This is a genomic window from Rhodopseudomonas sp. WA056 (assembly GCF_010906995.1).
Taxonomy (GTDB): domain Bacteria; phylum Pseudomonadota; class Alphaproteobacteria; order Rhizobiales; family Xanthobacteraceae; genus Rhodopseudomonas; species Rhodopseudomonas palustris_G.
The window spans coordinates 1-14,666 of record NZ_QPFS01000121.1 but is presented as its reverse complement, the minus strand read 5'-3'; the positions used below and the strand labels follow the sequence as shown (position 1 = coordinate 14,666).

Annotated in this window: 12 protein-coding genes and 1 pseudogene; 8 read left to right on the top strand and 5 right to left on the bottom strand. The window is 66.4% G+C overall.

Features of this window, described 5'->3' with window-relative positions; all coding sequences use genetic code 11:
• Window positions 1-41: 41 nt before the first annotated feature.
• From phnL to DU475_RS19555, 4 genes and pseudogenes are all read left to right on the top strand, one after another.
• Window positions 42-681, top strand: a pseudogene (gene phnL, locus DU475_RS19570) (phosphonate C-P lyase system protein PhnL).
• Window positions 682-701: 20 nt separating this feature from the next.
• On the top strand, window positions 702-1,856 hold the full coding sequence (locus tag DU475_RS19565) for an alpha-D-ribose 1-methylphosphonate 5-triphosphate diphosphatase (RefSeq protein ID WP_164633065.1): 1,155 nt from the start codon (window positions 702-704) through the stop codon (window positions 1,854-1,856).
• Window positions 1,853-2,437 carry a phosphonate metabolism protein/1,5-bisphosphokinase (PRPP-forming) PhnN gene (gene phnN, locus DU475_RS19560; RefSeq protein ID WP_013500535.1) on the top strand — a complete coding sequence of 195 codons (585 nt, stop codon included), beginning with the start codon at window positions 1,853-1,855 and terminating at the stop codon, window positions 2,435-2,437. The genes DU475_RS19565 and phnN overlap by 4 nt, the downstream gene beginning before the upstream one ends.
• The gene (locus DU475_RS19555; protein WP_013500534.1) at window positions 2,418-3,065 is read left to right on the top strand and encodes a pyridoxamine 5'-phosphate oxidase family protein; all 648 of its coding nucleotides are present in this window, start codon (window positions 2,418-2,420) and stop codon (window positions 3,063-3,065) included. Before phnN ends, DU475_RS19555 begins: the two co-directional genes overlap by 20 nt.
• A 72-nt stretch (window positions 3,066-3,137) precedes the next feature.
• On the opposite strand, the gene DU475_RS19550 is transcribed toward DU475_RS19555, so the two are convergent.
• Window positions 3,138-4,112 carry a Bug family tripartite tricarboxylate transporter substrate binding protein gene (locus tag DU475_RS19550; protein ID WP_164633064.1) on the bottom strand — a complete coding sequence of 325 codons (975 nt, stop codon included), beginning with the start codon at window positions 4,110-4,112 and terminating at the stop codon, window positions 3,138-3,140.
• A 158-nt stretch (window positions 4,113-4,270) separates the two neighbouring features.
• Window positions 4,271-5,113: an IclR family transcriptional regulator gene (locus DU475_RS19545; protein WP_433962604.1), complete on the bottom strand. Its 843-nt coding sequence runs from the start codon at window positions 5,111-5,113 to the stop codon at window positions 4,271-4,273.
• A 179-nt stretch (window positions 5,114-5,292) separates the two neighbouring features.
• On the opposite strand from DU475_RS19545, the gene DU475_RS19540 reads away from it, so the two are divergent.
• The gene (locus DU475_RS19540) at window positions 5,293-5,478 is read left to right on the top strand and encodes a hypothetical protein (protein ID WP_142883735.1); all 186 of its coding nucleotides are present in this window, start codon (window positions 5,293-5,295) and stop codon (window positions 5,476-5,478) included.
• Between the two features lie 181 nt (window positions 5,479-5,659).
• Window positions 5,660-6,949 (top strand): PepSY-associated TM helix domain-containing protein, encoded by a 1,290-nt coding sequence (locus DU475_RS19535; protein WP_142883736.1) that lies wholly within the window; start codon window positions 5,660-5,662, stop codon window positions 6,947-6,949.
• A gap of 6 nt (window positions 6,950-6,955) precedes the next feature.
• Here the strand turns inward: DU475_RS19535 and DU475_RS19530 are convergent, their stop codons facing one another.
• The 3 genes from DU475_RS19530 to DU475_RS19520 are packed head-to-tail and all read right to left on the bottom strand — an operon-like array spanning window position 6,956 to window position 11,828.
• Complete coding sequence (locus DU475_RS19530; protein ID WP_164633063.1) at window positions 6,956-8,083, bottom strand: ABC transporter permease; 1,128 nt, start codon at window positions 8,081-8,083, stop codon at window positions 6,956-6,958.
• Window positions 8,084-8,085: 2 nt separating this feature from the next.
• Window positions 8,086-10,800 carry a ribosome-associated ATPase/putative transporter RbbA gene (gene rbbA / locus DU475_RS19525; RefSeq protein WP_164633062.1) on the bottom strand — a complete coding sequence of 905 codons (2,715 nt, stop codon included), beginning with the start codon at window positions 10,798-10,800 and terminating at the stop codon, window positions 8,086-8,088.
• Window positions 10,797-11,828, bottom strand: coding sequence for an HlyD family secretion protein (locus DU475_RS19520; RefSeq protein WP_013500527.1), 1,032 nt, complete (start codon window positions 11,826-11,828; stop codon window positions 10,797-10,799). The genes rbbA and DU475_RS19520 overlap by 4 nt, the downstream gene beginning before the upstream one ends.
• 146 nt (window positions 11,829-11,974) lie before the next feature.
• Between DU475_RS19520 and DU475_RS19515 the strand changes: the two genes are divergently transcribed.
• Window positions 11,975-12,589, top strand: a complete 615-nt coding sequence (locus DU475_RS19515) for a TetR/AcrR family transcriptional regulator (protein WP_234713219.1) — start codon at window positions 11,975-11,977, stop codon at window positions 12,587-12,589.
• A gap of 66 nt (window positions 12,590-12,655) precedes the next feature.
• Window positions 12,656-14,666: YgiQ family radical SAM protein (locus tag DU475_RS19510; RefSeq protein ID WP_164633061.1), on the top strand; the 2,011-nt coding region annotated here is incomplete at its 3' end.

Below are 14,666 nucleotides of genomic sequence, written 5' to 3'. Positions count from 1 at the left end.
CTCCCGCTCTCGTCGTCGATAACGCCCAGAAGAGTTTCGTCATGCATCTGCAGGGCGGCGTGACGCTGCCGGTGGTGCGCGGCGTCAGCTTCCAGGTTCAGCCCGGCGAATGCGTCGTGCTGTCCGGCCCCTCCGGCGCGGGCAAATCGTCGATCCTGAAAATGATCTTCGGCAATTATCGCTGCGACTCCGGCGCGATCCGGATTGCCCATGACGGCGATACGCTCGACATCGCCACCGCGCAGCCGCGCCAGATCCTCGCCGCGCGGCGCGGCAGCATCGGTTATGTCAGCCAGTTTCTGCGCGCCGTCCCCCGCGTCGCCGCGCTCGACGTCGTGGCCGAACCGCTGATCGTGCAGGGCACGGCCCGCGAGGCGGCGCGCGAACAGGCCGGCGTGCTGCTGCGCCGGCTCAACATTCCGGAGCGGCTGTGGACGCTGCCGCCGGCGACGTTCTCGGGCGGCGAACATCGCCCGCGGCTTCATCTCGCACACGCCGATCCTGCTGCTCGACGAACCGACCGCGTCGCTCGACGCCAAGAATCGCGCCGTGGTGGTCGAGCTGATCGCCGAGACAAAGGCGCAGGGCGCCGCGATCATCGCCATCGTGCACGACGACGAGATCCGTGAGATCATCGCGGACCGCATCGTCGACGTCACCTCGTTTGCCGCCGCCGCATGACCAATGGAATGAACGAGACCATGAGCAATTCGCAAGAGATGGTGCTGGGCAATGCCCGGCTGGTGCTGGCCGACCGGGTGATAGAGCACGGCTGGGTCGCGATCGCCGACGGCGTGATCGCGGAAGTCGGCGAAGGCGACGCGCCGAACGGTGCCAAGGACATGCAAGGCGATCTGGTGATGCCCGGCCTCGTCGAGCTGCACACCGATCATCTCGAGGCGCACTACACGCCGCGCCCCAAGGTGCAGTGGAATCCGGTCGCCGCCGTGGTGTCCTACGACGGCCAGCTCGCAACCTGCGGCATCACCACGGTGCTCGACTCGCTCCGGGTGTGGCGCGAGGAAGGCGCCGAGGAGGTCGATGGCCAGGCGATCGTGCTGGCCGGCGCGATCTCGACGGCGCGCGACGCGCAGCTGCTGCGCGCCGATCACTTCCTGCATCTGCGCTGCGAAATTCCGATGCCGAACGTGGTGGCGGAGGCCAAGGAGCTGATTGACCGCCCCGACATCCGGCTGATGTCGCTGATGGATCATACGCCGGGCCAGCGCCAGTTCCGCGACGAGGAAAAGCTGCGCGACTACTACCGCGGCAAGGGGGCCGGCATGACCGATGCCGAGCTCGACGTGATGTTCGCACGCCGGGTGTACTGCAAGGAGACCTACGCCGACGCCAATATGCGGGCGATCGTCGAGCTGGCGCACCGCTACGAAATTCCGCTGGCGAGCCACGACGACACCACGCCCGAGAACGTCGCCGACGCGGTCCGTGACCGGGTCGCGGTCGCCGAATTCCCGACCACGCTGGAGGCGGCGCGCGAGCTGCACCAGGCCGGCATCGATATCCTGATGGGCGCCCCCAACGTGGTGCGCGGCGGCTCGCACTCCGGCAACATCGCCGCGATCGATCTGGCGCACGAGGGACTACTCGACATCCTGTCGTCGGACTACATCCCGTCGAGCCTGTTGATCGCGGCGCTGCAATTGCCGATGCGGGCGCCTGCGATCGACCTTGCCGCCGCGATCCGCACCGTCACCAAGGCACCGGCCGAAGCGGTCGGCCTCAACGATCGCGGCGAGATCTCCACGGGCAAGCGCGCCGACCTGATCCGCGTTCACGTCGCGCATGACGTGCCGGCGGTGCGCAGCGTCTGGCGCGAAGGACAGCGCGTGGCATGACGGATATCGCGGTGGCGGAGCAGACGACGAAACTGATCGGCCCGGGGCGGCTGGTGCTGGTGGTTGGCCCCTCCGGCGCCGGCAAGGACACGCTGATCAATGCCGCCCGCTCGCTCTGTGCCGGCGATCCGGCGATCGTGTTTGCGCGCCGCGTCGTCACCCGCGAAGCCTCAGCGGCGGAAGACAATCTTTCGGTGACGCCGGCGGAATTCGAACGACTGGAGACAGCCGGCGACTTCGCCCTGTGTTGGCGTGCCCATGGCCACGCCTACGGTCTGCCGCGCAGCCTCGACGACGACATCCGTGCCGGACGCACCGTGGTGGCGAACGTGTCGCGGATGGTGATCGAGCCCGCGCGCAGCGCTTATGCCAATGTCGTCGTCGTGCTGATCACGGCGCCCGCCGAGGTGCTGGCGGCCCGGATCGCGGCGCGGGCTCGCGCCAGCGACGGCAGCATCACCGACCGCGTCGGGCGCAGCGTCGACGCAACTCCGAACTTCACCGTGAGCAATGTCGGCGACCCAATCGCCCACGCCCGAAACTTGTTGGAGATCATCCGCCATGGACGCCCGCAGCCCTGACGATCCCCGCACTGCCTTCCCTGCGCTCGACACTGTCGAGGCGCTGGAGGCGATCTACGGCGTGCCGAACGATGCGTCGACCGAGAAGGTGGCGCACTGGATCACGCCGCCGTATCGCACGCTGATCGAGAAATCGCCGTTCGCCGCGCTCGCCACCGTCGGGCCTGAAGGACTCGATTGCTCGCCGCGCGGCGACGTGCCGGGCTTTATCCGCGTCCACGACGACACTACGCTGCTAATCCCGGACCGCCGCGGCAACAACCGGATCGACTCCTTGCGCAACGTCGTGCGCGACCCGCGGGTCGCGCTGATGCTGCTGATCCCCGGCTCGATCAACGCGCTGCGCATCAATGGCCGCGGCTACGTCACCGCCGACGAGGCCTTGCGGATGTCGTTCGACGTCGAAGGCAAGGCGCCGCGCACCGTGATCGTGATGACGGTCGAGGAAATCTATTTCCAATGCGGCCGCGCGCTGATCCGCTCCGGCCTGTGGGATCCGAGCAAGCAGGTCGCACAGGAGACGCTGCCGACGCCCGGCGAAATCCTCGCTGCGATGACCGAAGGCCGCGTCGGCGGCGCAGACTACGACCGCGCCTGGCCGGAACGCGCCAAGGCGTCGATGTGGTAGGCTCCACGATCGCAGTCATCGGCGCGCGAACACCCGAACGAGACGCTCCGACACCGCGCGAGGCACTTCGGATCACTTCTCTCGCAGCCCGGCGTCCTCGATCACCCGGCTCCACTTCGCGGTTTCGGCGTCGATGAAGGCCGCGAATTCGGGGCCCTTCAGCCCGTGCGCTTCGAGGCCCTGGGCGAGCAGCTTGTTCTTCACGTTGGAATCGCCGAGTGCGCGCAGCACGAGATCCTGCAGCCGCTCGACAATTGGCGATGGCGTCGCGGCCGGCGCCATAAAGCCGTACCAACCGGCGGCGACGATCTGCGGATAGCCGAGTTCGGCCAGAGTCGGCGCCTCGGGGTAGATCGCACTCCGCTGCGCCGAACCGGAGCCGAGCACGCGGAAACTGCCCGCCTTGATGTGCGGCAGCGCCGAGCTGATCGCCGTGAACGTGGCGTCGACGCGGCCGGCGAGTAGTTCGGTGTAGGCGGCCGCATCGCCGCGTAGCGGCACGTTCAGTCCCTTGACGCCCGCGATCTTGAACAACAGCTCGGCGGCCAGATGCGGCTGAGAGCCCGGCCCGGGCGAGCCGAATGTCAGCCCCTCCGGCTTCGCTTTGCCATAGGCGATCAGCTCCGGCAGCGTCTTGAATTCGGACTTGGCGTTCACGATCAGGAAGATCGGCGCGAACGCCGCCATCGCCACCGGCCGCAGCTCGCTGCGCTGATAGTTGAGCTTGCCGAACAACGCTTCCGCCGTAGCGTAAGGCGCCGCCGCGTACAGGAAGGTGTAACCGTCGGGCTGACTTCGCGCGACCATCTCGTTGGCGATGCGGGTGCCGGCACCCGGCTTGTTCTCGACGATGAATTGCTGCTTGAGCTCGCGTTCGAAGAACTCGTTGAGGATCCGCAAGGAGATGTCGTTGGCACCGCCGGCGCCGTAGGGCGACACCGTCTTGACGACGCGGACCGGCCAATCGTCGGCTGCGGCCAGATTCGACGACGGCGCCGCGAAAGCGGCAGCGGCGCTCGCGAGCAGCATGCGGCGGGTGATCGGCATGGCGTCCTCCTGTTGCTCCAGTGCCGCCAAACGCGGCGTCGGCCCGACAACGGGCGCAGCCGGCTTCGATCGCTCGGCGGCGCCATTGGTCTCTCCCCTGCAAAGTGACGTCGCCGCCCCGGCTGGTGCTGCGCATGCAGCCCCACGATCGCAGCCTGTCATCTCGTTTGTGTCTTGGCCCCTCGGCTTCCTGGCTCGGCGGAATCGGGGCGCGCGACCAGCACACGAATGCTCTCGGCCAGCGCACGAACGCGCGGGCCGATCCCGTGTTCGAGCTGCCCCTGCTGCAATCGAAACGCCGGAATCCCGCAATTGATCGCGAAGCAGCGCTCGCGCAGCCGGAACAGCGGCGCGGCGATGGCGTGGATCGCCGGCATGTAGTCGCCGAAGCAGGTGCAGAATTGGCGCTCGGCGCATTGCCGCAGGCCGTCGCGATACAGATCGCGATAGCCGCTCCACATCGCGCCGTCGGCAGCCTCGAGCTGCCGTTCGAGCCGTGCGGCTTCCGCTTCCGGCAGCATCGACGCCGCAGCGCGCCCCATCGCGGTACGAACCACCGGAATCGGCATGCCGATGTCTGGCGTATGCGGGCCGACGTCGCCGGAGCGCGCGGTCTCGACATACACCATCGACGATCCGTCGAGCAGACCGATCGAGACCGTGCCGCGGACGCTATAGGCGAGATCCTGCATCAGCGGCCGGGCGAGCTGGCGGAACGGCATGCCGGCGAGCAGCGGGTGCAGCATCCGCAGCGCGCGGGCGCCGACCGCGTATTTGGCGACGCGGGGGTCGTAGGTCAGATAGCCGAGCTCGGCGAGCGTGTGGGTCAGCCGCGCGACGGTCGGTCGCGGAAGTCCGGTGCGGACCGAGAGCTCCATATTGCCCAACAGCTTCGCGCCTTCGAACGCCTCGAGCACCACCAGCCCTTTGGCCAGAGTCGTGGCGAACGCGGCGTCGCCGGCACTGTCGGCCAGTACAGCCTCCGCAGACGGGGTGGGCATGAAGGTCGGACGGATCCGAGTTGCGCCGGTCATCATCGAATTATGCGGGAATAATTCCGACCCTGTCCAACAAATTGCAGCCGCCGCAAATAATCGTCCAATATGTGGACGCGGTGTTCCGGGCCCGGGCAACCGCCAGCCCAGTTCGCGCGTTGTCGTTCAATTGGAGGAACCCCGCCATGACCGACCGCAAAGACGAGCATCTGCATCCGACCGATTTCCCGATCGAGGCGGAGAGCAAATCGCTGAAGACAACGGATGGGGAAACCATCGCCGAAGCAAAGACCAGGAAGCTCGCCGACGAGATCGCCCAGCGGCTCAACGAACAGGCGTACCGCGAAGAGCAGGACTGCTGGTCGGCGTGAACTCGCGACTTCGCCACGGTTCTTGGAACCGAGCACCGCGCGAGGCAGATTGCCGCAGCGGGTGGCGGGCATCGCGATAAACCGTGAGCTAGGCGGGATCAAAGCCCGCGCCGCGTCAGTTTGAAACGATTCCAAAAAGCGCCCTCTGGCATCGCGCATTCCACGCGGTACACGGATAGTCATGAGACTGATGTTTGGGCGCCTTCACCGCTGGGCGGGGCTGATTACCGCGGCATTTCTGTTTTTCTCCGGCGTCACCGGCGCGGTGATCTCGTGGGATCACGAAATCGACGAGACCATCAACGCCCGGCTGTTCGACGTCGCGACCACCGGACCGGCGATTCCCTCGATCGAGCTTGCCCAGCGCATCGAGCACCGCGATCCGCGAGCCCGCGTCATCTTCTTCTCGATGACGCCGGAACAAGGCCACTCGCTGTCGTTCTTCGTGCTGCCGCGGATCGATCCGGCGACCGGCAAGCGCTACACGCTCGACTACAATCAGGTGTTTCTCGACCCCAACACCGGCGCGGAACTCGGCCGGCGCTATTGGGGCGCGGTGTGGCCGATCACGCGCGAGAACTTCGTCTCGTTTCTGTACAAGCTGCACTACACCATGCACGTGCCCGAGTTCTGGGGCAGCGATCGCTGGGGTGCGCGGCTGCTCGGTATCGTCGCAATCATCTGGACGATCGATTGCTTCGTCGGCTTCTACCTGACGCTGCCGGCGCGAAAGTTGCTCCGGGGCGGACAGGCGCCGGCGGTGAAGCGCCAGCTCGGCAAGGGGTTCTGGGCGCGGTGGGCGCCGGCCTGGAAGATCAAGACTTCGGGCAGCGCCTACCGGATCAATTTCGACATTCACCGCGCCTTCAGCCTGTGGACCTGGGGGGTGCTGTTCATCGTCGCATTCACGGCGTTTTCGCTGAACCTGTATTTCGAGGTGTTTTCGCCGCTGATGAAGACGGTGTCGAACTACACGCCGACGCCCTACGAGCAGCGCCCGTATCGTGACCTCGACCACCCGATCGAGCCGAAGATGAGCTTTGCCGAGATCGCGGCGCGCGCCACCGCGGACGGCAAGGCGCGCGGCTTCACCGAGCCGCTCGGCTCGCTGTTCTACGGCCCGGCGCACGGCGTGTTCGCGGCGGCGTTCTTCAAGCCGGGCGAAGAGCACGGCGCTGCCGGGGTCGGCCCGGCGCAGCTCTATTACGACAGCGAGGACGGCCGCTATCTCGGCGATCGGCTGCCCTGGGTCGGCACCGCCGCGGACGTGTTCGTGCAGATGCAGCTTCCGCTGCATTCCGGCCGCATCCTCGGCCTGCCCGGCCGGATCCTGATCTCGGCGATGGGCCTGGTGGTGGCGGCGCTGTCGGTCACCGGCGTGGTGATCTGGGCGCGCAAGCGCCGCGCGCGGCTCGCGACCAAGCGCAGCCGGCAGGCCGCATCCGGCGCCCGACTGGCTCCGGCGGAGTAACGGCGCTCAGTCCTGCGCCGAGATGGTCTTGGCGAAGCGGACGCGGCAGATGCCGAGCGTCACGCCGCCGATCGCCAGCATCGCCAGCAGTTGCGGCCACACCAGATCGACACCGGCGCCGCGGTAGAGCACGGCTTGGGCGAACGCGACGAACTGCGTGTTCGGCGTGAATTGCATCACGAATTGCAGCCATTGCGGCATGGTCTCGATCGGGGTACTGGCGCCGGACAGCAGATACAGGATCACGATCACCGGGATCGCCAGCAAGCCGAACTGCGGCATGGTGCGGGCATAGGCCGCCAGCAGCAGGCCGAGTGCCGTCACCGAGAACATGAAAAGCACCATCCCGAAGGTGAACAACGGCACCGAGCCGATGATCGGCACCCCCAGCACGCTTTTGACCATGAACTGCAGCGACAACAGCGCCGCCACCACGATCACCGCGCCGTTGGCGATGATCTTCGACAGCATGATGTCGAGCGGCCGCACCGGCATCACCAACAGATGCTCGATAGTCCCGCGCTCGCGTTCGCGGATCAGCGCGGCGCCGGTCAGGATGATCGACAGCGTCGCGATGTTGTTGATCACCTGCATCACCGAGGTGAACCAGGCCGAGTTCAGGTTCGGATTGAACTTGGCGTGCATCACCAGGTTGACGGGCGTGGCGCTGGTGCCGGAATCCTTGCGCAGGTAAGCGGCCGTCTCGCGCAGCACGATGTTCTGGATGTCGACCGCACCGTTGCCGGCGATCGCCATCGCGGTGGCGTCGACGTTGACCTGGATCGTGGGGGTCTTGCCGGAGAGCGCGTCGGATTCGAATTTCGGCGGAATCTCGACGACGAACACGTAGCGGCCGGTGTCCATCGCCGAATCGATCTCGGACGGAGTGATCTGCTCGGCGGCGCGGAACAGCGGCGGCAGCATCGCGGCGGCGATCCGGCGCGACAGCTCGGAGTGATCCTCGTCCACCACCGCGACCCGCGCGGCTTCGACTTCCAGCTTGGCGCCGGTCGCGATCGTGTAGATCGCGACGCTGAACACGTAGACGATGAAGCCGAGCAGGATCGGGTCGGCCCACAGGCTCCGCAGTTCCTTGCCGGTCAGACGATAGATGTGTCGCAGCATCGAGCCCATCGTCACGCCTCCTGCTTGCGCAGCACCAAGATCGCACCGATCAGATAGATCAGACCGAAACCGAACAGCACCAACAGGTTCGGCGCCAGCATCCAGAAGCTCATGCCCTTGGTGAAGGCGCCGATGCTGACCTCCTGGAACCAGGCGGCGGGAAACGCCTCGCCGAACACCCGCCCGGTCTGCGACAGCGACGATACCGGCACCAGCAGCCCGGAGAAATTCACCGCGGGGATGATCGAGATGATCGCGACGATAAAGATCGCGGCGATCTGGGTGCGCAGGAACGAGGAGAACAGCACGCCGAGCGCGGTAGTCGAGAACACGTAGAGCAGCGCGCCGCCGATCAAAGCCGTCCACGATCCGCGCACCGGCACGCCGAAGATCGCCATCGCGCCGATCAGCAGCAGCACGAAGCTGAAGAACGACAGCAGGGCGTAAGGAATCTGCTTGCCGAGCAGGAATTCGGTCGCGGTCACCGGTGTCGAACGGAAATTGGTGATCGAGCCGACTTCCTTCTCGCGCACCACGCCGACTGCGGTCAGCATCGCCGGAATCAGCATCAGGATCAGCGTGATCACACCCGGGATGATCGAATACACGCTCTTGAACGCCTGATTGTAGCGGAACCGGGTCTCGATGTTGATCGGCGACGTCGGCGAGGCCATCGCATGGCGCCGATACTGCTCGGCGAGATAGGCCTGCGACAGTCCGGTGACGTAGGAGCGGATGGTCTCGGCGCGGAACGGCATCGAGCCGTCGATCCACACCGCGACTTCCGGAGACTTGCTGGTCAGCAAGTCGCGGCCGAAACCGTGTGGCACTTCGATCACCAGCTTGAGTTCGCCGCTGGCCAGACGCCGGTCGATGTCGGCTGCGGAGGCGATGTCGGGGGCCTGCTTGAAGTAGCGCGAGCCGGAAAAGCTCTCCAGCAGTTCGCGGCTCTCCAGCGTGTTGTCCTGATCGTACACCGCATAGGTCAGGTTTTCGACGTCGAACGAGATACCGAAGCCGAACGTCATCATCAGCACCAGCGGTCCGAGAATCGCAAACGCGAGCCGCAGCCGGTCGCGCAGAATCTCCATGGTCTCGCGGCGGGCATAGGCCCACAGCCGCGCCGGATCGAACCGGCGCTGCCTGGTCGCGGTCTCGCGCGGCGCCGCCAGGCTGGTCTCGTCACCGTCGCGCTGCGCGCCGGTGGCTTCCTCCAGATAGGCGATGAAGGTCTGTTCGAGATCGGCGGCGCCGCGGCGCTCGACCAGCTCGTGCGGCGCGCCGACCGCCAACACCTTGCCGGCGTGCATCAACGAAATTCGATCGCAGCGCTCGGCCTCGTTCATGAAGTGGGTCGAGATGAAGATGGTTACGCCGTCCTCGCGCGACAGCGCGATCAACATCCGCCAGAACGAATCCCGCGCCACCGGATCGACGCCGGAGGTCGGCTCGTCGAGGATCAGAACCTCGGGGCGATGGATCACCGCGACCGCGAGCTGCAGCCGCTGGCGCAGACCGAGCGGCAGACTTTCGGGTCGGGAATCGGCGACGTCGGCGAGATCGAACCGCGCCAGCATCTCGGCGACCCGATCCGGGATCTGCGCGCTCGGTAGCTCGAACAATTGCGCGTGCAGCAGCAGATTCTGCCGTACCGTCAATTCGGAATACAGCGAGAAGCTCTGCGACATGTAGCCGACGCGCTTGCGGGTCGTCATGTCGGAGGCGTCGAGTACCTCGCCGAACAGCCGCGCCTCGCCTTCGGTCGGAGTCAGCAGCCCGGTCAGCATCTTCATCGTGGTCGACTTGCCGCAGCCGTTCGAGCCGAGAAAGCCGAATATCTCGCCGCGCTTGATCTGGAAATTGACGTGATCGACCGCGGTGAAATCGCCGAACCGGCAGGTCAGGTTCTCGGCCTCGATCGCGTAGCCGTCGCCGCTGTCCGGCAGCGGCGGCAACACAACGTCGGCGTAGTCGCCGCGCATCTCGGCCGGCAGCAGCGCGATGAAGGCGGCATCGAGTGTCGGTTGCTTGGTCTGTGCCCGCAGTTCGGCCGGCGTCCCGGCGCCGATGATCTTGCCGTCGTTGAGGGCGGCGAGCCAGTCGAACCTCTCGGCCTCTTCCATATAGGCGGTGGCGACCAGCACGCTCATCTGCGGCCGGCGCCCGCGAATGCGGTCGATCAGTTCCCAGAACTGACGCCGCGACAGCGGATCGACGCCGGTGGTCGGTTCGTCGAGGATCAACAGGTCCGGATCGTGAATCAGCGCGCAGCACAGCGACAGCTTCTGCTTCATGCCGCCGGACAGTTTGCCGGCCGGCCGATCGCCGAACGGCGACAGCCCGGTGGCGCGCAGCAGTTCGGCAATCCGCGCCTTGCGCTCCGCCGTCCCCTGACCGAACAACCGGCCGAAGAAATCCAGATTCTCGAACACCGACAGCGTCGGGTAGAGGTTGCGCCCGAGCCCTTGCGGCATATAGGCGATCCGCGCCGCACTGGCGGCGCGGTGGCGGGCGTCGCGCATGTCGCCGTCCAGCGCCAGTACCTCGCCGCTCTGGATCCGGCGGACGCCGGCAATCAGCGCCAGCAGCGTCGACTTGCCGACGCCATCGGGGCCGATCAGTCCGACCATCTTGCCGGCGGGCAATTCCAGCGTGACGTCGTCCAGCGCATGTGTCTTGCCATAGGCGTGAGTGACATGCGTCAGGCGCGCGGCGAAGCCGGTCATTGCGGCAGCTTCACCTGCAGATTGTTCGGCCATGGCTTGTCGCGCAGCGTGCGCAAGTAAGCCATGCCGCGCACGCCGGTCTTCACCTCGCGCTCGTATTTGCGCAGCAGGTCCGGCGGCAGCGTCAGCTTGACCCGGAACATCAGCTTCTCGCGCTCGTCCTTGGTTTCGACGGCCTTCGGGGTGAACTGCGCTTCGCTGGCGACGAAAGTGACCTTGGCGGGCACGACGTATTGCGGGATGGCGTCGAGAATCAGCCGGGCGTCGTCGCCATAGGCGAGATAGGTGGCGACCTTGGCGGGGACGAACACGGTCATGTAGACGTCGGTGAGGTCGACCAGAGTCAGCACGCGCGAGCCGGCACCGAGCACTTCGCCGGCCTGCGCCAGCTTGTATTGGATGCGGCCGCGCCGCGGCGCCTTCAGCTCCATGTCGTCGAGCACGGTCTTGATCCGCGCCACCTCGGCCCGCGCCGCGTCGATCGCCGCCGCCGCGTCGTTGAGGTTGGCCTTCGCCGCGATCAGCGCGGCATCGGCGACGTTCTGCGCAGCCTGACGCTGGTCGCGAATTTCCGCGGTCGAGAAGCCCTTCTCGAACAGCGCTTCGGCGCGGCCTAGCTGCTGCGCGGCGAGCTTCTGCTCGCTCTCCCGCTGCAGCAGCAGCGCCTCAGCCACCGCCTTGCTCTGCACGGCGCGGCGTTCCTGCGCTTCCGCGGCGCGGAGCTGGGCCTGAATGTCCGAGACATCCATCTTCACCAGAAGCTGGCCCTTCTCGACCTCGTCGCCTTCCTTGACCAGCACTTCGGCGATCCGGCCCGCCAGCTTGGTGGCGATCTCGACCTGTTCGGATTCCAGCCGGCCGTTGGCCGAGGCGAAGCCCTCGGGCAACCGCTTCGGCATCAGCTTCTGGATCAGCTTGTCGAATTTATCGTCGGCGTGTGCCGGAAGCGGGCCGACCAAAATGCCGGCTCCGAGACACAGGGCGCTGAACAGCCGGACACCACGGCGGGTCGGGTGGAAGATGGTCATCATACGGCTCCGGAATCACGGACTGAACAGTGAGCGCCCCCGCCTCAGCTATCCCTCCGCTCGTTAAAGGCCAATTCCGCGTCGAAACGGATTGTCCGCGAAGCTCGTTCGCGGTATTGAACACAATTGTTCAAATCAGATCAAGTGTGTCCAAGATCGTGTCCAGCCCGGCGCAACGGCAGATCTATCTGGCGGCGATGCAATTGTTCGCTGAGCGCGGCCTGACGCAGATCAGCGTAACCGATCTGGCCCAGGCGGCCGGTGTCGCGCGGGGCACAGTTTACAATAACCTCGGCGACCTCACCGGCCTGTTCGACCTGGTGGTTACCAATTTGGCCACCGAACTGAATCCGCGGCTGACCGTGGCGCTGGCGGATTGTCACGAGCCGGTGCGGCGGCTCGCCACCTGGATGCGGCTATTGATCCGTCAGGCTCATGAAGAACCGCGACTCGGGCGGTTCGTCTGCCGATTCGGCATGAGCCCGACGACGCTGCGGGTGGTGTGGGACGGACGGCCGCTCGACGACCTCGCCTCCGGCCTGTCGCAACGCGGCCACAGCCTTGATCCCGCTCAGATCGCCTCGGCTGCTAATTTCATCTCGGGCGCGATCCTGGGCGCCATCTTTACAAGTCTCGACGGCCACCGCACTTGGGTCGACGCGGCTGCCGAGACTGTGGAATGGGTGCTGGTGGGCCTCGGCGTCTCGCGCGACGAGGCACGGAACCTTGCGGTCGGCGATCTGCCGCCGCTGCCGGAGTGATCACAGCGCCGAGACGAATCGCCCCGGGCCGTTGAACTTACCGCCCCCCGGTCTTATGGCTGGGCGATGCAGACCTCCATTGATACCATCCCGCCGCTGATGACCCGGTTCCGCCCCGCTGCGGCGCCGCGCAAACCTGCGCCGTTCCTGCCGATGAGCCGCGCCGAGATGGACAAGCTCGGCTGGGATGCCTGCGACGTCGTCCTGGTGACCGGCGACGCTTACGTCGATCATCCGAGCTTCGGCATGGCGATCATCGGCCGCCTGCTCGAATCCCAGGGCTTCCGCGTCGGCATCATCGCGCAGCCGGATTGGCAGTCCGCCGAGCCGTTCCGTGCGCTCGGCAAGCCCCGCGTGTTCTTCGGCGTGACCGGCGGCAACATGGACTCGATGGTCAACCGCTACACCGCGGACCGAAGGCTGCGCCACGACGACGCCTACACGCCGAACGGCGAAGGCGGCAAACGGCCGGACCGCTGCACCCTGGTCTATGCGCAGCGCTGCCGCGAAGCCTTCAAGGACGTGCCGATCATTCTCGGCGGCATCGAAGCCTCGCTGCGCCGGATCGCGCATTACGACTACTGGTCCGACAAGGTGCGCCGCTCGGTGCTGGCCGACGCCAAGGCCGACCTGTTGCTCTACGGCAATGCCGAACGCGCTGTCGTCGAAGTCGCGCATCGATTGGCTGGCGGCGAGGCACCGCGCGAACTCGACGACATCCGCGGCGTCGCGCTGTTCCGCCGCGTACCGGAGAACTACACGGAACTACACGCCGACGACCTCGATGCCGCCGACGAAGGCGCGCGGCAGGTGGCGGGCGACGTCGTGATCCGGCTGCCCTCCTGCGAGCAGGTCGAGCAGGACAAGGAAGCCTATGCCCGCGCTTCGCGCGTGCTGCACCGGGAGAGCAATCCCGGCAACGCGCGGCCTTTGGTGCAGCGCCATGGCGACCGCGACCTGTGGCTCAATCCGCCCCCGATCCCTCTGACCACCGACGAGATGGATTCGGTCTACGATCTTCCTTACGCCCGCGCGCCGCATCCGTCCTATGGCGACGCCAAGATCCCGGCATGGGACATGATCAAGACGTCGGTGACGATCATGCGCGGCTGCTTCGGCGGCTGCACCTTCTGCTCGATCACCGAGCACGAGGGCCGCATCATCCAGAGCCGGTCGGAAGCCTCGATCCTGCAGGAGATCGAGAAGATCCGCGACAAGACGCCGGGCTTCACCGGCGTGATCTCGGACATCGGCGGGCCGACCGCCAACATGTACCGGATGGCATGCAAGGATCCGAACATCGAGTCCTCGTGCCGCAAGCCGTCCTGCGTGTTTCCCGACATCTGCCCGAACCTCAACACCTCGCACGACGACCTGATCCGGCTGTATCGCAAGGTGCGCGAGGTCAAGGGCATCAAGAAAGTGATGGTGGCGTCGGGCGTGCGCTACGACCTCGCGGTGAAGAGCCCGGCCTACATCAAGGAGCTGGTGAGCCACCACGTCGGCGGCTACCTGAAGATCGCGCCGGAGCACACCGAGCGCGGCCCGCTCGACAAGATGATGAAGCCGGGCATCGGCACCTATCATCGCTTCAAGCAGATGTTCGAGGCCGCCGCCAAGCAGGCCGGCAAGCAGTACTATCTGATCCCGTATTTCATCGCGGCGCATCCGGGCACGTCCGACGAGGACATGATGAACCTCGCGCTGTGGCTGAAACGCAATCGCTACCGCGCCGACCAGGTGCAGACCTTCCTGCCGTCGCCGATGGCGACCGCGACCGCGATGTATCACAGCGGCGTCAATCCGCTGCGCGGCGTGCGCCACGGCGCCAGCGAGCCGGTCGAGGCGATCAAGGGCCTGCGCCAGCGCCGGCTGCACAAGGCGTTCCTGCGCTATCACGATCCGGACAACTGGCCGGTGCTGCGCGAGGCGTTGAAAGCGATGGGCCGCGCCGATCTGATCGGCTCACGCCCCGATCAGCTCGTGCCGGCGCATCAGCCGCCCGGCACCGGCAAAGCCGCCGGCACCCGCCGCCCGCTGCGCGGCGACGGAGCGACTCCGCCGCGCCTCACCCCCA